Below are 19,508 nucleotides of genomic sequence, written 5' to 3'. Positions count from 1 at the left end.
GAAAACCGGCTCCCGCTTGTCCGGATCATGCTCCGAGCTGCTACTGTTCCGGCATCCATTTGCTACCGGAGCATCGTCATGACCGAAGCCGCGCCCACTCGTCCCCAGCTCGCGGTCAGCGCCTCCATCTTCCGTGACGGAAAGATCCTGCTGGTGCGGCGCGCGCGCGCTCCGGCCAAAGGTATCTATTCGCTGCCGGGCGGGCGGGTCGAATTCGGCGAGACGCTGCATGCGGCGCTGGCGCGGGAGGTGGACGAAGAGACCGGCCTTGCGGTCGACATCATCGGCCTCGCGGGCTGGCGCGAGGTGCTGCCCGCCGCCAGCGACGGTTCCGGCCGCGGTGGCCATTACGTGATCCTGTCGTTTGCGGCGCGCTGGCGGGCCGGCGAGATCCGGCTCAATGACGAGCTCGATGATTTCCAGTGGCGTGCGCCCGATGCGCTTGATGGCCTCGCGCTGACCGATGGGCTGCCCGAAATCGTTGCCGCCGCCCGCAGGCTGATATAGCTCTCCGCCTTGCATCCTGCACGCGGGAAGCGCATACGACGGGTTGTGGTTCCCCTCATGTTCAAACGCCTTCCGGCTGTCGTTCTGCTCGTTGCGGCCTGCGCGCTGGTTCCGGCGCGGGCGGAGGACGCGGCCGCCCCGTTCGACGGCGACCTGCAGCGCCTCGCCGAGATTCTCGGAACCCTCCATTACCTCCGCGGCATCTGCGGCAACAACGAAGGCAGCAAGTGGCGTAACGAGATGCAGGCGCTGATCGATGCCGAGACGCCCTCGGGCGAGCGCCGCGCCCGCATGATCGCCGGCTTCAACCGCGGCTATAACGGCTTCCAGCAGACCTACCGCACCTGCACGCCGGCGGCGCTGGTGGCGATCCGCCGCTACGTCGACGAGGGCGCGAAGATCTCGCGCGACCTCACCGCGCGCTACGCCAATTGACGATCGCGATGGCAGACATCCACAGCCCGCTGGTGTTTGTGCGATCTCGTTAACCTTTCCTAAAGAACTGCCTAGTCGCCGCCGTTCCGCGTGGTAAACCTTGCACAAATCCGGTGCGCCGCTCCGGATTCTGCGCATCACTGGTCCCTCGCCCGTATTCATGAGCCATCACGTGACCCATTTCGTCCGCGACGCCCTGCCCGATCACGAGCAGAAGCAGGCCGCGCTCAGCTATCTCAACGAGGCCTGGGCCGAGGCGCGTCACGACGGCGTCGATGGTGATTGCCTGGCACAGGCCAGCCTGTTCGCGGCGCTGGCCGAGCTGGTCGGTACTTACGGCGAGGATGCCGTCGGCAAGTTCGTCGAAGGCCTGCCGACGCGCGTGCGCAATGGCGAATTCTCGCTGACGCGCTCGACGCAGTAGTGGCTTCAAACTCCGCCGTCATGCCCCGCTTCAGGCGGGGCATCCAGTACGCCGCGGTTTCTCCATTCAATCTCTGACGTCTCTCGAATACTGGATCGCCCTGTTGAACCGGGCGATGACAGCGGAGCGCGTGGCGAACGCGCGGCGAACTACTTCTTCAGCGCCGCAGTCTGCTTGGCGAGCTGCTTGTCGAAATCCTGCTCGAGGCTGGCGATATAGGTGGCGAACTCGCCGGGCTTGACGAAGGGGTTCGGCGCGCCGTCCTTCATCTGCGCGCGCTTGTTCTGCATGCCATACACGTCCGGATGCGGGCCGAGCAGCACATCGGGTTTCATCGCCTTGGCCTTGACATAGGTCGCGCGGTAGTCGTCGACGATGCCCGGATAGGTCGGCTCGCCGACCAGCCGGTTCAGCGCCACCGTGCCTGAACAGAAGAACAGCACGTCGCGATCTTGATCGCCGTCCTTCACCGTCATCTCCCAGCTGGTGCAGCCGGGCGTGTGGCCAGGCATAGAGTGCGCAATGAGCGTGGTGTCGCCGAGCGTGACCTTGTCGCCCTCCTTGACCGAGCGGTCGACCTTCACAGGCGTGAAGCTGAGGTCGGCATCGTTCTCGTCCCCCGGATAGGTGCCGCTTTCGAGCAGCGGCTTGTCGCGCTCGCCGGCGACGAGCTGGGCGCCGGTTTCCTTCTTCAACTCGGCAAAGCCGCCGGTGTGGTCGAAATGCGCGTGACTGTTCAGGATGAGCTTGATATCGGAGAGCTTGAATCCGAGCTTAGCGATGCTGTCCTTGATCATGCCGGTCGATTGCGGGACCAGCGTATCCATCAGGATCAGCCCGTCCGAGGTCTTGATGACGTAGACCGCGATGCCGTCGGTGCCGACATAATAGATGTTGCCGATCAGTTGGAACGGCGCGAACGGCGTGGTCCATTTCGGCATGACCGCTGCCAGGAAATCCTTCACCGTCTGCGCTTGCACGGCGGTGGCGACCAGCGCCATCGCGCACAACCCGGCTGCGAGCTTCTTCATTGCAGACCTCCCTGTCGATTCTTCTTTTGTTTGGGCACGCACGACGCCTGCGTGCTTGTCCCAGAGAGAGCAAGCTACGTTGCCATCAATGCGGCAGGCAATCGTCCGAACGGGAATATTTTTGAATGGTTCAGGGGAATAGCGGCTGTCATTGCGAGCAGCCGAAGGCGACGAAGCAATCCGGATTTCGTTGTCGTCCTGGATTGCTTCGCTTCGCTCGCAATGACGGTTACGAAAGCGTGCGTATGGCTGCCAGCACTCCTGACTACGCCTTCAGCGTCTCCAGAAACCGCACCGGCTCGCCGGTCGAGGCCGTCAGCAGCTCGCCGTGCCACATCACGCGCTTGCCGCGCACGAAGGTGCCGACCGGCCAGCCGGTCACGCGCATCCCATCATAGGGCGTCCAGCCGGCACGCGAGGCGACCCATTTGTTGGTGATGGTCTCGCTGCGCTTGAGGTCGACCACCGTGAAATCGGCGTCATAGCCGGCGGCGATGCGGCCCTTGCAGGCGATGTTGTAGAGCCGCGCCGGGCCGGCGCTGGTGAGATCGATGAACCGCGCAAGCGACAGCCGGCCGGCATTGACGTGATCGAGCATGACCGGCACCAGCGTCTGCACGCCGGTCATGCCCGAGGGCGAACCGGGATAGGCCTTGGCCTTCTCTTCCAGCGTGTGCGGCGCATGGTCGGAGCCAATGATATCGACGATGCCCTGCTCGATGCCACGCCAGATCGCCTCGCGGTGATCGACCGAGCGCACCGGCGGATTCATCTGCGCATAAGTGCCGAGCCGCTCGTAGCATTCGGGCGCAGCCAATGTCAGGTGATGCGGTGTGGCTTCGACGGAGGCCACGTCCTTGTGGTCGCGCAGGAACGCGATCTCCTGCTTGGTCGAAATGTGCAGCACATGGATGCGCTTGCCGGTCTCGTGCGCGAGCTTGACGAGGCGCTCGGTCGCCATCAGCGCGGCAGCCTCGTCGCGCCACACCGGGTGCGAGCGCGGGTCGTTCTCGATCCGCATCCCCTTGCGCTCGTTGAGGCGGTACTCGTCTTCGGCGTGGAAGGCGGCGCGCCGGCGGATCACGTTGAAGATGCGGCGCAGGCTATCGTCATCCTCCACCAGCAGCGAGCCGGTCGAGGAGCCGACGAACACCTTGACGCCGGCACAGCCTTCGGCGCGCTCGAGCACCGGGAGCTGATCGACATTCTCGCGCGTACCGCCGATGAAGAAGGCAAAGTCGCAGTGCATGCGGTGACGGCCGGCCGCGACCTTCGCGGTAAAGGCCTCCTCCGTCACCGTCAGCGGATTGGTGTTCGGCATCTCGAACACGGCCGTGACGCCGCCCATCACGGCACTGCGCGAGCCGGTTTCCAGGTCCTCCTTATGGGTGAGGCCCGGCTCGCGGAAATGCACCTGGGTGTCGATCACGCCGGGCAGGACGTGCAGACCCTTGCAGTCGATCACCTCGGCGGCCGACGCCTCACCGAGATTGCCGATCTCGGCGATCCGGCCGTCGGTCACGCCGATGTCCCGGACCCCTTCGCCGTCCTGGTTGACCACAGTGCCGGATTTCAGAAGGACGTCGAAGCGCTGGCTCATGTCGTGTTCCGTACCCCGCGGGCCCGCGGACCTTGTCGTTTCTGCCCAGGCGGCTTACGTTCGGTGAGAACGTGTCGCAAGAGGTTTTTTCGCAAATGAAAGCGGCGTTTCTGCCCGACCGCGGCGTGGTCGAGGTCAGCGGCGAGGATGCACGCAAGTTCCTGAACGGGCTGCTGACTACCGATGTCGCGCAGCTCACCCCGGGGCGGGCCCGATTCGGCGCGCTGCTGACGCCGCAGGGCAAAATCATCGCCGATTTCCTGATTCTGCAGGCGCCAGCAGATGCTGTCGCGCCCGAGCGGTTCCTGCTCGACTGCCCGCGCACGCTGGCACAGCCGCTCGCCGACAAGCTCAAGCTCTACAAGCTGCGCGCCAAGGTCGCGATCAACAATCTCTCGGATCGGATCGGTGTGCTCGCGGCCTGGGATGGCGAGATCGTCAATCCGCCGGAGCTTGCGTTTGCCGATCCGCGGCAGGCCGCGCTGGGCTGGCGCATCCTCACACCGGAGGCGGATGCATCGAAGATCGCGGCGGCGATCGGCGCCGAGCTGGTCGATGCCAACGCCTATGACGCGCAGCGCATCGCGCATACCATCCCGCGCGGTGGAGTCGATTTCGCCTATGGCGATGCCTTTCCGCACGAGACCAACATGGACCTGCTGCACGGCATCGATATCGGCAAGGGCTGCTATGTCGGCCAGGAAGTGGTGAGCCGGATGCATCATCGCGGCACCGCCCGCACCCGCGCAGCGCGCGTGCTGCTGGACGGCCCGCCCCCCGCGCCCGGCACGCCAATCACAACCGGCGACAAAAGTGTTGGCACCATGGGCGCGGCGGTGGGCGAGACCGGCATCGCGCTGATCCGGATCGATCGCGTCGCGGATGCGCTGGCGGCAGGTCAGGTGCTGACCACAGGCGGCCGTACCTTGCGCATCGCCGATCCCGCCATCCTGCAGCCTCTGGCAAAGCAGACCGTCGCATGAGCCGTTCCGCACGTCTCCATGCCGACGGGCTGACGCGCTGTCCCTGGCCCGGCGAGGACCCGCTCTATGTCGCCTATCACGACACCGAATGGGGCGTCCCTGAATATGACGACCGCGCACTCTATGAGAAGCTGATCCTCGACGGATTCCAGGCTGGCTTGTCGTGGATCACCATCTTACGCAAGCGCGACAATTTCCGCCGCGCCTTCGATGATTTCCAGCCCGAGAAGATCGCGCGCTACACGGACAAGAAGATCCACGCGCTGATGAACGATGTCGGCATCGTCCGCAACCGCGCCAAGATCGAGGGCACGATCCTCAGCGCCAAGAGCTGGCTGAAGATCCAGGAGGAAGGGCCGGGCTTCTCAAAGTTCCTGTGGGATTTCGTTGGCGGCAAGCCTGTGGTCAATCAGTTCAAGACCACGGCCAGCGTGCCGGCCTCGACGCCGCTGTCGATCAAGATCTCCAAGGAGCTTTCGGCGCGCGGCTTCAAATTTGTCGGCCCGACGATCGTCTACGCCTTCATGCAGGCGACCGGCATGGTCAACGACCATCTCGTCACTTGCTTCTGCCATGAGACCTGCAGCGGCAAGCGCCGGGCGCCAAGGCTTAAGACTACCGGCCTCACGACCAAATGACCGTGCGCAAAGCTTCAGGCCAAAATCGTGTCTGGCAGCGCATGCTGTCGGGCCGCAGGCTCGATCTGCTCGATCCCTCGCCACTTGACGTCGAGATCGCCGACATCGCCCATGGGCTGGCGCGTGTGGCGCGCTGGAACGGCCAGACAAGCGGCGCGCACATCTTCTCGGTGGCGCAGCACACGCTGCTGGTCGAGACGATCATGCGCGCGCAGGATCATGAGGTCGACGACCGCTTGCGACTCGCCGCGCTGCTGCATGACGCGCCGGAATACGTCATCGGCGACATGATCTCGCCGTTCAAGGCCGCACTCGGCGACGGCTACAAGTCCATCGAGAAGCGGCTGCTGGCCGCGATCCATATCCGCTTCTCGCTGCCGCCGGTGCTCGCACCCGAGATCGAGAAGCAGATCAAGGCTGCCGATCGGGGCGCCGCCTATCTCGAAGCAACGCTGCTCGCCGGCTTTTCGGAAAGCGAGGCCAAGCGGCTGTTCGGCCGCGATCCCGGCCTGCCGGACGAAGTGCGCGAGGACTACCTGACGCCCTGGACCGCGGCGAAAGCAGAGAAACGGTTTCTCGACCGCTTCAACGCGCTGCAGGTGTGAGGACTGTTAGATAGGGATCGAATTATCGCGCAGAACGCGGTGTACCCTCTCCCCTTCTTGTGGGAGAGGGTGGATCGCCGGCGCGGATGCGACGGCGAGCCGGGTGAGGGGTCTGTCTCCGCGGATGCAGACCCCTCATCCGGCGCTTCGCGCCACCTTCTCCCACAAGGGGAGAAGGGCCACTATCCGTGCCGAGCCAGAGCGGTGCCTTCTCATCGAAGATGGAGAACACCAACCCGCTTTCACCGCCCTGCCCGCGGGCCTATAATCGCCGCGCTTAAGGGATATCAGATGATTCACGTCTGCTCGCTCGCTGCTCTGCCAGAGACCGTCCGCCGCACCGCGGCCAGCCACGTGCTGACCGTGATGGCCAATGTCGAGCAGGTCGCGCGGCCCGAGACCATCCTGCCCGAGAACCATCTTAAGGTCTCGATGGACGACATCACCGAGGAGCTGGAGGGCTTTGTCGCGCCGTCCGAGCATCACGTCGCGCAGGTGCTGGCATTCGTGCGCAGCTGGGACCGCGGCGCGCCGCTGGTGGTGCACTGCTATGCCGGCATCAGCCGCTCCACCGCGAGCGCGTTCGCTGCGGCCTGCGCGCTCAATCCGCACCGCGATGAGCTCATGATCGCGAAAGCCATCCGTGCAGCCTCGCCGATCGCATCCCCGAACCGCCTGATCGTCAGCCTCGCCGACAAGGCGCTCGGACGCGAGGGGCGCATGCTGCGTGCGCTCGATGCCATCGGTCCCGGCAACATGCTGACCGAGGGCCAGCCTTTCCGCATCGACCTGGAATGAGCAACCAGCCGCTGACGCCGATCGAGATCGGCCTGACTGCGGCGATCGTCGCGGTGAGCGGGCAAGTCAACGGCTGCGCGAACGGCCAGATCAGCAGCAACGAGCCGCTGATCCTCACCGCGGCAGGCGATGACGGCCTGACCGGCCTGCCGTTCGGCCCGTTCGATGCGCTGCGCCACCGCACCTTCGAGATCGGCCTGCGCGCCTGGGTCGCGGAGCAGACGGGATTGCGGCTGGGTTATGTCGAGCAGCTCTACACCTTCGGCGACCGCGGCCGTCATGCTCAGCCCGGCGATACCGACGTGCATGTTGCCTCGATCGGCTATCTGGCGCTCACGCGCGTGACCGACGAGGCGATCCGCGCGCCCGGCGCGACCTTCGCGCCTTGGTACCGCTTCTTTCCCTGGGAAGACTGGCGCAAGGACCCGCCCGAAATCATCGCACGCGACATCCTGCCGGAGCTGACCGCGTGGGCCGCCCAAAGCGAGACCGATGCGCCGCCGCGTGCGCTGTCGCGGAGGGATCGCGTGCGGCTGTATTTCGGCACCGACGGCGCGCCCTGGGATGAGGAGCGCGTGCTCGACCGCTACGAGCTGATGTACGAGGCCGGATTGGTCGAGGAAGCCCGCCGCGACGGCCGGCCCGCGGCGCTGGCGCGCCGGACGCTGCCGCCGCTCGGCGTCTCCATGCGCTTCGACCACCGGCGCATTCTTGCCACGGGAATCGCGCGACTTCGCGCCAAGCTGAAATACCGCCCCGTGGTGTTCGAGCTTTTGCCGGGCGAATTCACGCTCACCGAGCTGCAGCACACCGTGGAAGCAATCTCGGGTCGGCATTTGCACAAGCAGAATTTCCGCCGCCTGGTGGAAAACAATGCGCTGGTCGAACCGACAGGGCTGACATCGACACAAACCGGAGGGCGGCCGGCCGCGCTGTTCCGCTTCCGCCGCGAGGTGCTCCAGGAACGGCCGGCGCCAGGCCTGCGCGTGCGCGCGCGCCATTGAACCAACACATCTGACGCGGCCTCCCCGGCTGCTCCCCGACGCCCCATCGGGTCGATTTCGAAAGCAGGCCTTCATGTTCGACTCGCCGCTCGATCTGCTTGCGCTGGTGATCGCCATCGCCGCGCTGATCTTCGCGCGCAAGAGCTCCGAGCAGACGGCGCAGTTGCGCGCGCGGCTCGACAGGCTGGAGGCCGCACGCAGGAGCGAGGCGGACCTCAGCGATGCCGCAGGGCCCATTGCGGCGCCGCCGCCGCTGCCGATCGAAACTCACCTGGCGCCGGAGATGACGGCGCCATCGACGCCGGATCAGAGCGGAAGCACGCCGGCAGCACCGGACGCGCCTCCTGTTGCTGCGGCTGCCGATACCACCGAGGCAGCGGCTGCCCCGCCGCTGCCGCCGCCGGCCGCACCGGGATTCGAGGAGCGAATCGGCACCCGCTGGGTGGTCTGGATCGGCGGGCTGACGCTCGCGCTTGGAGGCTTCTTCCTGGTGCGCTACTCGATCGAAGCCGGCCTGATCGGACCCGAGGTGCGCGTGGCGCTGGGCGCGCTGTTTGCAGCCAGCCTGCTCGTGGTCGGCGAATGGACCCGGCGCCGTGAAAGCATCGCGCAAATCGCAGCTCTCCCGATCGCCAACATTCCGGCGATGCTGACCGCAGCCGGCACAGCGGTCGCCTTTGCCACCGTCTACGCGGCCTACGCCCTCTACGAATTCCTGCCGCCGCCGGCAGCGTTCATGCTGCTCGGCCTCGTCGCACTCGGCACGCTTGCAGCAAGCCTGCTGCACGGGCCGGCCCTCGCCGGCCTTGGTATCGCCGCCGCCTTCGTCACGCCGGTGCTGGTCTCGTCGAACGAGCCGAACTACTGGGCGCTCTATATCTATCTCACCGTCGTCACAGGCGCCGCCTTCACGCTGGCGCGGGTGCGGCTGTGGCGCTGGCTTGCGATCACCACCATCGTGCTGGCGTTCCTGTGGACGCTGCCCTGCCTCGATTGCGGTCTGTCGATGGTGGCGCCACACGCCTTCCATGTGCTCGCGGGCTTCGTGCTGGCGGCCATGATCGTTGTTTGCGGCTTCCTGTTCGGACCCGACGCCGCTGACGACGGCATCGAGCCGGTCTCCTCGGCCGCGCTCTCGGCCTATCTGCTCGGCGCGATGCTGATCGTGCTCGCGAGCGTCCATGACGATATCGCGCTGATCGCGTTCACCGTGCTGGTCGCCGCAAGCCTCGTGGTGTCCTGGCGTGCGCCGGCGGCCACCGGCAGCGTCGGCGCCGCGGCGGCGATGGTGTTCGCCGTGTTCGTCGAATGGGCGATGCGCGCCAATCCCGACATGCTGGTGCTGCCGGGCCCGCTGCCCGGCATCGGTCCCAGTCCAACCGGAGAATCCGAGGCCTCGCATCTCATCGCTGCGGGCGTTTTTGCGGCCGGCTTCGGCGGTGCCGGCTTCCTCGCGCAAGGACGATCGCACAATCCCGTCGTTCCCGTGGTGTGGTCGGCCGCCGGCGTGTTCACACCTTTGGCGCTGCTGGTCGCGCTCTATGCGCGCATTGCCCATCTCGACCGCTCGATCCCCTTCGCCATTCTCGCGGTCCTGCTCGCCGCAGCTTTCGCGGCCGCGACCGAGGCGCTGACGCGGCGCGAGGACCGTCCCGGCGTTGCGATTGCGGTCGCGCTGTTCGCGACCGGCACGCTGGCCGCGCTGGCGCTCGCTTTAACGTTTGCGCTGGAGAAGGGCTGGCTGACCATCGCGCTCGCCCTCACCTCACTCGGCACCGCCTGGATCTCCGAGCGGCGACCGATCCCGTTCCTGCGCACGCTCGCGGCACTCCTCGCCGGCATCGTGGCGGCGCGGATCGGCTACGACCCGCGCATCGTCGGCAACGATGTCGGCACCACGCCGATCTTCAATTGGCTGCTGTGGGGCTATGGCGTGCCCGCCGCATCGTTCTGGGGCGCGAGTTATCTGATGCGCCGGCGCGGCGACGATGCTCCCTTGCGCGCGGTCGAGGCCGCCGCGATCCTGTTCACGGTACTACTCGCGGCCCTCGAGATCCGCCACTCGGTGAATGGCGGCGACATGCTCGCGGTGCCGTCACTGGCTGAGGCCGGGCTTGATGTCTGCGTCTGGCTGGCGATGGCGATCGGTCTGGAGCGGCTGCGCCTGCGCAGCGGGAGCCTCGTGCACGATATCGGCGCGGTGGTGCTGACCGTGCTCGCCGGCCTGGGCGCCGTCGGCGTACTGCTGGTGCTGGAGAACCCGATGCTCTCCTATGTCGAGGTCGGCGGCAGCGTCATCAACCTGCTGGTGCTCGCCTATGCATTCCCGGCCGTGCTGATGCTGCTGCTGTCCTACGCGGTCGCCGGCCGGCGCAGCGTCCTTAATGCCAACAGCCTCGCGGCGGGCGCGCTCGTCTTGGCGCTATCCTATGTGACGTTGGAGATCCGTAGGCTGTATCACGGACCGGTCCTGACCGAAGGACCGACGACGGGCGCCGAGCAATACACCTACTCGATCGCCTGGCTTGCCTCCGGCGTGATCCTGCTCGGAGTCGGCGTGCTGGTGCAGTCGCAGCGCGCGCGCCTCGCCTCTGCGGTAGTGATTGCGCTCACCATCCTGAAGGCGTTCGTGGTCGACATGTCGACGCTGGAGGGCGTCTACCGCGCGCTGTCCTTCATCTGCCTCGGCCTGGTGCTGGTGGCGATCGGCTGGCTGTACCAGAAGATCCTGTTCCGCAGGCGCCCGCCACCGGCGACCGCCACCCCGACGCCGTGACGATCAGGCGGCGCGCACCGACTCCAGGAAGTGGGCCACCTCGCGCTTCAGACGATCGCTGTCCTTCGCGAGCGACTTCGCAGCGGTCAGGACCTGCGAGGAGGCGCTGCCGGTCTCGGTCGCGCCGCGCTGCACGTCGACGACGCTCGACGACACCTGCTCCGCGCCGGCTGCCGCGTGCTGGACGTTGCGCGAGATCTCCTGCGTCGCGGCGCCCTGCTGCTCGACCGCGGCAGCGATCGCTGCGGAGATTTCCGACAGCATTCCGATGGTGCCCGAAATCGCCTTGATGGCGTTGACCGAGTCCTGGGTCGCAGTCTGGATGCCGGACACCTGCTGGCCGATCTCGTCGGTTGCTTTCGCGGTCTGCTCCGCGAGCGCCTTCACTTCGGTCGCGACGACCGCAAAACCCTTGCCGGCCTCGCCCGCCCGCGCCGCCTCGATGGTCGCGTTCAATGCCAACAGGTTGGTCTGCCCCGCGATCGTGTTGATCAGCTCGACCACATCGCCGATCCGCGCGGCGGCCTTGCTCAGCTCGCCGACGCGATCATTGGTGGTGCGCGCCTGTTCGACCGCCTCACTGGCCACGCGCGCGGATTCCTGAACCTGACGGCTGATCTCTGTGATCGACGACGACAGCTCTTCGGTTGCCGACGCCACCGACTGGACGTTGGTGGAGGCCTCCTCGGATGCGCCTGCCACGACGGTGGAGATCTCCTGCGAGCGGGTCGCCGTCGACGACAGCGAGCCCGCGGAATGCTCGAGCTCGACCGAGGCCGACGACACGGTATGGATGATGTCGCCGATGACGGCTTCGAACTGCCGGGTGATAGTATCGACGCGTCGGCCGCGCTCGAGCTTGGCTTCTGCGTCACGCGCCGCGGCATCGTCGGCCGCCTTCTTGGCGATCAGCGCCTCCTTGAACACCTGCAGCGTGTCGGCCATCATGCCGATCTCGGTGGGCTCGCCGCGATGCATGACCTCGGCCGACAGATCGCCATCGGCGAGCTCTTGCATCGGCTTAACGATTGCCGCAATGCCGTGCGAGACGTTTCGCACCAGGGAGACCCCGATCGCCATGCCCATCGTCATGGCGACTCCGATGATCGCCAGCACAAGCCAGAATGCCCTGTCGTAACCCTCTCTGGCCTGGCGCGTCGCCTCTTTTGCACCTCTGTCGTTCAGCTCGGTATCCTGGACGAAATATTTGTCCGCGTCGCGCGCGATCACGGCGACCGACTTGTCCAGAAGCTCGTTGGCTTCATGAGGAATCCGGCCGATGCTCTTGTGCGACTCGTCCATGACCTGCCGGACACCGACAATGTAGGAGTCCCAGGCCTGCGCCCATTTGTCGTAGACGGCGCGCTCCTCGGGCGAGGTGATCATGGGCTCGTAGGTCTTGCGATCCTTGGCGATCGCATCGAGGACGCCGGCGATCCGCTTGTCGGCAGCCTGCTTCGCCTCCACGGTCTCAGCCGCCACATGGGCGCGCAGCGCGACGCGCAGCAGATTGATGTCGGCCCGCAGATCGCCGATGGCGCGGACACTCGGCAACCAGCTATCTGCGATCTCTACGGTGTGGGCGTTGATCGAACGCATGTTGTAGATAGCGAGAACGCCGAGGCCCGACATCATCGCGAGCATGAGGACGATGACGGCAATGATCTTGGTGCGAATGGAGAGCGTGGCCACTGGCTAATCTCCGTAAGTCGGCCCCTCAAGCGGAGTCCCGCGGCGGGACGGTGCGGTCGAAGGCGACGACCGCATTCAATGATTGGATGGCGCGAGAAGAATTTTCGATTGGAACCATGGTATGGAACAAGCAAACCCATGGTTAAGCGTGCGGCCCGTATGAGTACGGGGCCGTCATGGCAAAGACTGAAGTGCCAGCTCGCCGACGCGCACGAGCGCGCGGCCGGTCAGGAGTCTCCCGACCGTCCGCCGCGCGCCGTGCTGGATGGAAAGCAAGCTATCCGACGGACTCGGCGACGAGGCGGATGCGGAAAACCGGCTGCTTGGCCTCGTCCAGCAGCTCCATCCGCCACTCGGCATCCTTCTGCAGGCTGCGCGAGATGCCTCCGATCAGATCGGCGCAGACCGCCGTCAATTCGCTCCAGGCCGACTCGCGGCTGGCGCATTCATACGGCTGATCAGCGGCGCCAGAGTAACGGCCCTGGCTGATGCGAAAAAAGTAAAGCGACATGGTTGACCCTCTCGATGGGCCACCCCTCCCTCGCTCAGACTGCAATGGGAGTCGCTACCGATGCCTTAAATCCAGGCGACCGTAGGATTACGGCGCAACGGCACCACCGCGCGATCGTGAGATTTGCTTACTGCTATGTATGATGAAGTGCGTTTAGTCCGTCGAGCGGCGCAGCTCCGGCGCGCTTTGCTCGGCCGGCTTGCTCTCGGCCTTCGCAGTTTCGGCTTTCGCAGCTTCGGCCCGTGCAGCTTCGGTCTTGGCCGCTTCGGTCTTGATCGATCCGGTCTTGTCGGGCTCGGACTTGATCGGCTCGATCTTTGCGCTGTCGACGCGCGGCGTCTCCACGCGGTTCGCAATCTCAGTGTGCGAAGTCTCGGCAGCCGCCCGAGGTCCGCGCGACCCATGCGGCCTTGCGACGGCGCGGGCCATCAGCATGGTCACGCCGCCCTGATGCTGGAAATCGCAATAGGCGAAGCCGAGGCCTGAGACGGAGCCGCGGAAGCTGCGGTCGTCCTTCTTGTCGATGTTGAAGCACGGCTCGAACGGCAGCCCCTTGAGCGAGGCGCAGACATTTTCACCGCGGATCTGCAGCGTGTTGCCGGGCAGCCGGACGTGGCGGATCGGGCCCGAGCCAGAGAACTGCACGGCACCGGCCGCGCCCATATCGTCGAGGATGCGGCCCGCGCCGCGGGTGCCATCGAAGCAGGTGAAGGCGAACACCTTGCCCGCCACGAACTTGCGCGCCTCCTCGGCTGTCATCGACCCTGCAAGCGCTGGGGCGATCATTGCGCCGGCGGTGACGGTCCCCAACAGAAAACGCGCAAGCATGCTGTTACTCCAACCCCAAACCCAGCAATCGCCAAGCCAATAGGCCTTTTACCCGATGCTTACCATACCAACCATGGCAAGATTGGAGCAGGTTGGTTGGGAAAGTCTGAACGTCCTCAGGATATTTTTACCACCAGCCGGCCGCGAATCCGGCCGGCCAGGATCTGCGGAGCCATCTCCATCACCTGCTCGAATCCGATTTCGTGAGTGATTTCAGATAGTTTTGGCCGGTCCAGGTCCTGTGCCAGCCGCGCCCAGGCCGCCTTGCGGGCGGTGAGCGGGCACATCACCGAGTCAATGCCGAGCAGCGACACGCCGCGCAGAATGAAAGGTGCCACCGAGCCCGGCAGGTCCATGCCGGCGGCGAGCCCGCAGGCTGCGATCGCCCCGCCATACTTCGTCATGGACAGCACATTGGCGAGCGTGGTCGAGCCGACGCTGTCCACCCCGCCCGCCCAGCGCTCCTTGGCGAGCGGCTTGGCCGCTCCGGACAGCTCGTTGCGGTCGATCACCTCGGCCGCACCGAGATGTCTTAGATAGTCCGCTTCCGCCGCACGGCCGGTCGAAGCGATGACGTGATAGCCGAGCTTGGCGAGCACCGATGTCGCGACCGAGCCGACGCCACCTGCGGCGCCGGTGACGACCACCGGGCCACTCTGCGGCGTCACGCCCTGCTTCTCCAGCGCCAGCACCGACAACATCGCGGTGAAGCCGGCGGTGCCGATCGCCATCGCCTCGCGCGCGGAAAGGCCGTCCGGCAGTCCGACCAGCCAGTCGCCCTTGACGCGCGCCTTCTCGGCATAGCCGCCGAGATGGGTCTCGCCCATGCCCCAGCCAGTGCAGATCACCTGATCGCCGCTCTTCCAGGCCGGATGGCTGGACTGCTCGACGGTGCCGGCGAAATCGATGCCGGCAATCATCGGGAAGCGGCGCACCACCGGCGCCTTGCCGGTCAGCGCCAGTCCATCCTTGTAGTTCAGGGTCGACCACGCGACGCGCACGGTGACGTCGCCGTCCATCAGCTCGGCCTCGTCGAACTGCGTCAGCGCGGCTGTCGTGCCCTTGTCCGCCTTGTCGATCCTGATCGCCTTGAATGTCGCCACGACAACCTCCCTGAACTCTTAGGCTTGCAGGGGTTTTATCGCATCAGGCCGGCTGCGCAACGGCCCGTTCGACCGGCTTCTCGACGATCGGCAGATTGATCAATGCCGACAGTACGCCGAACAGGATCGAGAGCCACCAGATCGGCGTGTAGGAGCCATAGCGCTCGAACACGATGCCGCCGAGCCAGACGCCGAGGAAACCGCCGACCTGATGGCTGACGAAGGCAAAGCCATACAACGTCGCCATCCAGCGCGTTCCGAACATCAGCGCGACCAGTGACGAGGTCGGCGGCACCGTCGACAGCCAGGCGAGGCCGGAGATCGCGCCGAAAGCGATGGCGGATGCTGCCGTGACCGGAAACGAGATGAAGGCCAGCGTCGCCAGCGCGCGGGTGAAATAGATGAAGGACAGGATGTAGCGTTTCGGCAACCGGCCCTGCACCCAGCCGACGCTGAGCGAGCCGATAATGTTGAACAGGCCTATCGCCGCGATCACCCAGCCGCCGACCTGTGCGGTGAGGCCGCGATCGACCAGGAAGGCCGGCAGATGCACGGTGATGAAGGCGAGCTGGAAGCCGCAGGTGAAGAAGCCGAGCACCAGGAGCACGTAGGAGCGATGGCCGAACGCCTCCATCAGCGCGGTCGTGAACGACTGATGCTCGGCATCGGTCAGCTTCGATGGCGCCGCCGCCGGCGTTGCAATCGCAAGCGACAGCGGCACGATGAACAGCATCAAGGCGGCGAACACCATCAAGGCGCTCTGCCAGCCGAAATTGTCGATCAGCGCCACGCCGAAGGGAGCGAACAGAAACTGGCCGAGCGAGCCCGCCGCCGTGCCGGCGCCGAGCGCCAGCCCGCGCCGTTCTGCCGGCAGCAGCTTGCTGAAGGCCGACAGCACCAGGTTGAACGAGCAGCCCGACAGGCCGAAGCCGACCAGCACGCCGGCACCGATATTGAGCGACAGCGGCGTTGCCGAATAGCGCATCATCAGGAGGCCCGCGGCATAGAGCAGCGCACCGACGCAGACCACGCGCAGCACGCCGAAGCGGTCGGCGATCGCCCCCGCCAGCGGCTGGCCCAGGCCCCACAGCAGATTCTGAACCGCGATTGCGAGGCCGAACACGTCACGGCCCCAGGCAAACTCCCGGCTCATCGGTTGCACGAAGAAGCCGATCGTGGACCGCGGCCCGAAGCTCAGGAGCGCAATGGCGCAGCCGCAGATGATGATGACGGCCGGCGTGCGCCAGTTCACGAGGACGGATGACGACGCGCCCGGTTGCGTTGCTTGTATCGACATGCGTCCTCTCCCGTGCTGCACAGCTTCTCGCCAGTGGCTGAATTTCATGACCGTTTAATGCGTTTGCATGAAAAGCCCAAACAGGCGAATTAAAAAAATCGATGGCTCCTGATGCGCGGTGGCGCGAAAGCGGCCGTGCGATTTGACGATTTGTTGACATGAGTCCCCTGGCGACTTTGGCGCGACGATGCTATATTCGATTTGCTCTTATTGAGAATAAGAGACGGCGGTTCGGCGGCGAGTCGCCAGCATCTGAGCTTCAAATCCCCGAGAATGCGGATGAATCCGATCCAGGCGTTCTCTGCGACCCACATATACTCATTTTGAGTATATTAACCGAGCCGGGAGGTCACATGCCGATCACAGCGCTCTATGGTCCCGAAGACATCGCATCAGGTGGTTTGCGCCCCTCTGCAGTTCAGGAACGGCCAGCTAGTGGGCGTGCCGCTACGTCTTCCCCGCCCCGGCCATCATTGCAATGGACGCCCGAGGTCAGGCGGGCGACGGCGCATCTTTATGATCGGGTGAGCACGGTGATTCCGCCCGTCGAATGGCCAGTCATGGCGCCCGTCATCGCGGCCATCAACGAGCTGAAAGCCGCGCGCAATGCGGTGATCCTTGCGCACAACTACCAGACACCGGAGATCTTTCACTGCGTCGCAGACATCAAGGGCGACTCGCTGCAGCTCGCGATCGAGGCGACGCGCGTCGAGGCCGATATCATCGTTCAGTGCGGCGTGCACTTCATGGCCGAGACCGCAAAGCTGCTCAATCCCGACAAGCGGGTGCTGATCCCGGATTCCCGGGCCGGCTGCTCGCTCGCCACCTCCATCACCGGCGCCGATGTGCGGCTGCTGCGCGAACGCTTCCCGGGTGTTCCCGTCGTCGCCTATGTCAACACCTCGGCCGAGGTGAAGGCGGAGGTCGACATCTGCTGCACCTCGTCCAATGCTGTGCAGGTGGTGGAGAGCCTCGGCGCGAAGGAAGTGATCTTCCTGCCCGATCAGTATCTGGCCCGCTACGTCGCCTCGAAGACCGACGTGAAGATCATTGCCTGGAAAGGCGCCTGCGAGGTGCATGAGCGCTTTACCGGGGATGAGCTGCGCGCTTTCCGCGAGGCCGATCCCTCGGTGCAGATCATCGCGCATCCGGAATGCCCTCCTGACGTGCTGGCGGAAGCGGATTTTACCGGCTCGACTGCGCACATGATCGACTGGGTCCGGCGGCAACATCCGCGGCGCGTGATGATGATCACTGAATGCTCGATGGCCGACAATGTGCGGGCCGAGCTGCCCGACATCGAGATGGTGCAGCCTTGCAACCTGTGCCCACACATGAAGCGGATCACGCTCGCCGGCATCCTCGATAGCCTGCTGGAACTTCGTGAGGAGGTCATCATCGATCCCGCCATCGCAGCGCGCGCGCGACAACCGATCGAGCGGATGATCAACTTACGGAACTAATCACAACTCGTTAGGCATAGGCCGCGCGAACAGGACACGAGACACAGCCATGGCGAGAGCGACCGCGAAGACAGCGGCGATTTATCGCCAAAGACAGATAAACAACGATCTATGTCTCTGAAGAAAGACTAACCCGCGCCTGCTTAATCTGACGAACGGCATCTTGCCAAACGACCGGGAACAACGAGACGGATACAGCCATGGATCAGGACCCTCATGATCTGATCGACACCCGCGGAAATGTCGTGATCGTCGGCGCCGGTCTGGCGGGACTGTTCTGCGCACTGAAGCTGGCTCCGCAGCCGGTTACCTTGATCTCGGCCGCGCCGCTCGGCCAGGGCGCCTCCAGTGCCTGGGCGCAAGGCGGCATCGCCGCCGCGGTCGCCGAGGGCGACAGTGCTGAGGCGCATGCGGCCGACACGGTAGCGGTCGGCGGCGGCCTGGTCGATGCGGATATCGCACTCGGCATCGCGCGCGAGGCGGCTGCGCGGATCGAAGACCTGCTCGACTACGGCGTCCCGTTCGACCGCGACGGAAAAGGCCAGCTTGCCGTCTCCCGCGAGGCCGCACACTCCGCCCGCCGCATCGTGCGCGTGCGCGGCGACATGGCCGGACAGGCGATCGTCGCCGCTCTGACAGAAGCGGTGCGCAACACGCCCTCGATCCAGGTCATCGAAGGTCACGCGGTGGAAGCGCTGCTGACCGATAGCGGCGCGGTCATCGGATTGCAGCTTCGCAAGGCCGGCGAACCTGATGCCAAGCCCGTCGTGATCGCCTCGCGCGCGGTGGTGCTGGCAACCGGCGGCATCGGCCATCTCTACGCGGTCACGACCAATCCGCAGGAAGCTAATGGCATCGGGCTTGCGATCGCCGCCCGCGCCGGCGCCATCATCGCCGATCCGGAATTCGTGCAGTTCCACCCAACCGCGATGATGGTCGGCCGCGATCCGGCGCCGCTCGTCACCGAGGCGCTACGCGGCGAAGGCGCCATCCTGGTCAGCCGGCGCGGCCAGCGCTTCATGCTGGCGCGGCACACGCTGGCCGAGCTTGCGCCGCGCGACATCGTCGCGCGCGGCGTGGCGGCCGAGATCGCTGCCGGCCGCGGCGCCTTCCTCGATGCGCGCGAGGCGCTCGGCGACGATTTCGCGGAGAAATTCCCCACCGTGTACGAATCCTGCATCGCTGCCGGCATCGATCCGACGCGACAGCCGATCCCGATCGCGCCGGCCGCGCACTACCATATGGGCGGCATCGCGGTGGATGCGCGTGGACGCGCCTCGCTGCAGGGCCTGTGGGCGGCCGGCGAAGTGTCGTCGACCGGCGCCCACGGTGCCAACCGCCTCGCTTCGAACTCGCTGCTGGAAGCGGTGGTCTATGCGGCGCGGATTGCCGAGGACATTGCGGGCCAGACGATCGCAGCCGCGACGCCCGTTCCCGCCGGCCTCGTCACGGAGCCCGGCGGCGCCGTGCCGCCCTTTGCGCAAAAGGCGGTGCGCGATCTCATGAGCGCGCAGGTCGGCGTCGTTCGCGACGAAGAAAGACTCGCGGAGGCCGTGATCGCGCTGGCGAAACTGGAGCGCGAGAGCACCAGCCTTGCCTTGCGCAACATGGCCACCGCGGCGCTGCTCGTTGCCACCGCCGCCCTCGGACGGCGCGAGAGCCGTGGCGCGCATTGTCGGGCGGACTATCCCGCCGAGAACCCTGCGCTTGCCCATCGCACCATGACGACGCTCGATGCCGCACGACAGGTCGCGGACGAGCTCGCGGCGCGCCCGCGCCCGCAGCGGTCCATGACCGCCTGAGGCGGTGGATG

Annotated in this window: 18 protein-coding genes; 11 read left to right on the top strand and 7 right to left on the bottom strand. The window is 65.8% G+C overall.

The annotated features are described in order from the left end of the window. Positions 1-78 precede the first annotated feature (78 nt). The 3 genes from P6U24_RS11680 (at position 79) to P6U24_RS11670 (ending at position 1,366) form a co-directional block, all read left to right on the top strand. A complete protein-coding gene (locus tag P6U24_RS11680) occupies positions 79-507 on the top strand; it encodes an NUDIX hydrolase (RefSeq protein WP_407159269.1) in 429 nt (142 codons plus the stop codon). A gap of 57 nt (positions 508-564) precedes the next feature. Beyond that, complete coding sequence (locus tag P6U24_RS11675) at positions 565-942, top strand: TIGR02301 family protein (RefSeq protein WP_407159268.1); 378 nt, start codon at positions 565-567, stop codon at positions 940-942. Between the two features lie 160 nt (positions 943-1,102). After that, positions 1,103-1,366, top strand: coding sequence for a hypothetical protein (locus P6U24_RS11670; RefSeq protein ID WP_407159267.1), 264 nt, complete (start codon positions 1,103-1,105; stop codon positions 1,364-1,366). Positions 1,367-1,515: 149 nt separating this feature from the next. On the opposite strand, the gene bla is transcribed toward P6U24_RS11670, so the two are convergent. Then, entirely contained in the window at positions 1,516-2,397 is an 882-nt protein-coding gene (bla, locus tag P6U24_RS11665) for a subclass B3 metallo-beta-lactamase (protein WP_407159266.1), read from the bottom strand. Positions 2,398-2,662: 265 nt separating this feature from the next. Then, positions 2,663-3,997, bottom strand: coding sequence for a dihydroorotase (locus P6U24_RS11660; protein WP_407159265.1), 1,335 nt, complete (start codon positions 3,995-3,997; stop codon positions 2,663-2,665). Between the two features lie 95 nt (positions 3,998-4,092). Between P6U24_RS11660 and P6U24_RS11655 the strand changes: the two genes are divergently transcribed. From P6U24_RS11655 to P6U24_RS11630, 6 genes are all read left to right on the top strand, one after another. Beyond that, positions 4,093-4,980, top strand: coding sequence for a YgfZ/GcvT domain-containing protein (locus tag P6U24_RS11655; RefSeq protein WP_407159264.1), 888 nt, complete (start codon positions 4,093-4,095; stop codon positions 4,978-4,980). Further along, a complete protein-coding gene (locus P6U24_RS11650) occupies positions 4,977-5,618 on the top strand; it encodes a DNA-3-methyladenine glycosylase I (RefSeq protein ID WP_407159263.1) in 642 nt (213 codons plus the stop codon). Before P6U24_RS11655 ends, P6U24_RS11650 begins: the two co-directional genes overlap by 4 nt. Next, positions 5,615-6,223 carry a YfbR-like 5'-deoxynucleotidase gene (locus P6U24_RS11645; RefSeq protein ID WP_407159262.1) on the top strand — a complete coding sequence of 203 codons (609 nt, stop codon included), beginning with the start codon at positions 5,615-5,617 and terminating at the stop codon, positions 6,221-6,223. The genes P6U24_RS11650 and P6U24_RS11645 overlap by 4 nt, the downstream gene beginning before the upstream one ends. A gap of 291 nt (positions 6,224-6,514) precedes the next feature. Beyond that, positions 6,515-7,021 carry a tyrosine phosphatase family protein gene (locus P6U24_RS11640; RefSeq protein WP_407159261.1) on the top strand — a complete coding sequence of 169 codons (507 nt, stop codon included), beginning with the start codon at positions 6,515-6,517 and terminating at the stop codon, positions 7,019-7,021. Next, positions 7,018-8,025, top strand: coding sequence for an NUDIX hydrolase (locus P6U24_RS11635; protein WP_407159260.1), 1,008 nt, complete (start codon positions 7,018-7,020; stop codon positions 8,023-8,025). Before P6U24_RS11640 ends, P6U24_RS11635 begins: the two co-directional genes overlap by 4 nt. Before the next feature lie 73 nt (positions 8,026-8,098). Next, entirely contained in the window at positions 8,099-10,801 is a 2,703-nt protein-coding gene (locus P6U24_RS11630; RefSeq protein ID WP_407159259.1) for a DUF2339 domain-containing protein, read from the top strand. A gap of 3 nt (positions 10,802-10,804) precedes the next feature. Here P6U24_RS11630 and P6U24_RS11625 read toward each other — a convergent pair whose 3' ends face one another. The 5 genes from P6U24_RS11625 to P6U24_RS11605 all read right to left on the bottom strand — a co-directional run bounded on the left by P6U24_RS11625 (position 10,805) and on the right by P6U24_RS11605 (position 16,232). Then, the gene (locus tag P6U24_RS11625) at positions 10,805-12,493 is read right to left on the bottom strand and encodes a methyl-accepting chemotaxis protein (RefSeq protein WP_407159258.1); all 1,689 of its coding nucleotides are present in this window, start codon (positions 12,491-12,493) and stop codon (positions 10,805-10,807) included. 277 nt (positions 12,494-12,770) lie between these two features. Then, entirely contained in the window at positions 12,771-13,004 is a 234-nt protein-coding gene (locus P6U24_RS11620) for a DUF6894 family protein (RefSeq protein WP_407159257.1), read from the bottom strand. A gap of 153 nt (positions 13,005-13,157) precedes the next feature. Further along, positions 13,158-13,832, bottom strand: a complete 675-nt coding sequence (locus P6U24_RS11615; protein ID WP_407159256.1) for a hypothetical protein — start codon at positions 13,830-13,832, stop codon at positions 13,158-13,160. A gap of 116 nt (positions 13,833-13,948) precedes the next feature. Then, complete coding sequence (locus P6U24_RS11610) at positions 13,949-14,935, bottom strand: MDR family oxidoreductase (protein WP_407159255.1); 987 nt, start codon at positions 14,933-14,935, stop codon at positions 13,949-13,951. A 43-nt stretch (positions 14,936-14,978) separates the two neighbouring features. After that, a complete protein-coding gene (locus P6U24_RS11605) occupies positions 14,979-16,232 on the bottom strand; it encodes an MFS transporter (protein ID WP_407159254.1) in 1,254 nt (417 codons plus the stop codon). Between the two features lie 353 nt (positions 16,233-16,585). Here P6U24_RS11605 and nadA point away from each other — a divergent pair, with 353 nt between their 5' ends. Both nadA and P6U24_RS11595 read left to right on the top strand, forming a co-directional pair. Continuing rightward, on the top strand, positions 16,586-17,695 hold the full coding sequence (gene nadA, locus P6U24_RS11600) for a quinolinate synthase NadA (RefSeq protein ID WP_407159253.1): 1,110 nt from the start codon (positions 16,586-16,588) through the stop codon (positions 17,693-17,695). Positions 17,696-17,895: 200 nt separating this feature from the next. Continuing rightward, positions 17,896-19,497: an L-aspartate oxidase gene (locus tag P6U24_RS11595; protein ID WP_407159252.1), complete on the top strand. Its 1,602-nt coding sequence runs from the start codon at positions 17,896-17,898 to the stop codon at positions 19,495-19,497. Positions 19,498-19,508: the final 11 nt, after the last annotated feature.

It is taken from the genome of Bradyrhizobium sp. STM 3557 (assembly GCF_045571465.1).
Classification (GTDB): domain Bacteria; phylum Pseudomonadota; class Alphaproteobacteria; order Rhizobiales; family Xanthobacteraceae; genus Bradyrhizobium.
This window is presented reverse-complemented; position numbering and strand designations above follow the sequence as displayed.

Excerpts from the sequence above, each read along its gene's own strand:
- P6U24_RS11680 (WP_407159269.1), top strand. The coding sequence starts at position 79 with ATGACCGAAGCCGCGCCCACTCGTCCCCAGCTCGCGGTCAGCGCCTCC.
- P6U24_RS11675 (WP_407159268.1), top strand. The coding sequence starts at position 565 with ATGTTCAAACGCCTTCCGGCTGTCGTTCTGCTCGTTGCGGCCTGCGCG.
- P6U24_RS11670 (WP_407159267.1), top strand. The coding sequence starts at position 1,103 with ATGAGCCATCACGTGACCCATTTCGTCCGCGACGCCCTGCCCGATCAC.
- bla (WP_407159266.1), bottom strand. The coding sequence starts at position 2,397 with ATGAAGAAGCTCGCAGCCGGGTTGTGCGCGATGGCGCTGGTCGCCACC.
- P6U24_RS11660 (WP_407159265.1), bottom strand. The coding sequence starts at position 3,997 with ATGAGCCAGCGCTTCGACGTCCTTCTGAAATCCGGCACTGTGGTCAAC.
- P6U24_RS11655 (WP_407159264.1), top strand. The coding sequence starts at position 4,093 with ATGAAAGCGGCGTTTCTGCCCGACCGCGGCGTGGTCGAGGTCAGCGGC.
- P6U24_RS11650 (WP_407159263.1), top strand. The coding sequence starts at position 4,977 with ATGAGCCGTTCCGCACGTCTCCATGCCGACGGGCTGACGCGCTGTCCC.
- P6U24_RS11645 (WP_407159262.1), top strand. The coding sequence starts at position 5,615 with ATGACCGTGCGCAAAGCTTCAGGCCAAAATCGTGTCTGGCAGCGCATG.
- P6U24_RS11640 (WP_407159261.1), top strand. The coding sequence starts at position 6,515 with ATGATTCACGTCTGCTCGCTCGCTGCTCTGCCAGAGACCGTCCGCCGC.
- P6U24_RS11635 (WP_407159260.1), top strand. The coding sequence starts at position 7,018 with ATGAGCAACCAGCCGCTGACGCCGATCGAGATCGGCCTGACTGCGGCG.
- P6U24_RS11630 (WP_407159259.1), top strand. The coding sequence starts at position 8,099 with ATGTTCGACTCGCCGCTCGATCTGCTTGCGCTGGTGATCGCCATCGCC.
- P6U24_RS11620 (WP_407159257.1), bottom strand. The coding sequence starts at position 13,004 with ATGTCGCTTTACTTTTTTCGCATCAGCCAGGGCCGTTACTCTGGCGCC.
- P6U24_RS11615 (WP_407159256.1), bottom strand. The coding sequence starts at position 13,832 with ATGCTTGCGCGTTTTCTGTTGGGGACCGTCACCGCCGGCGCAATGATC.
- P6U24_RS11605 (WP_407159254.1), bottom strand. The coding sequence starts at position 16,232 with ATGTCGATACAAGCAACGCAACCGGGCGCGTCGTCATCCGTCCTCGTG.
- nadA (WP_407159253.1), top strand. The coding sequence starts at position 16,586 with ATGCCGATCACAGCGCTCTATGGTCCCGAAGACATCGCATCAGGTGGT.
- P6U24_RS11595 (WP_407159252.1), top strand. The coding sequence starts at position 17,896 with ATGGATCAGGACCCTCATGATCTGATCGACACCCGCGGAAATGTCGTG.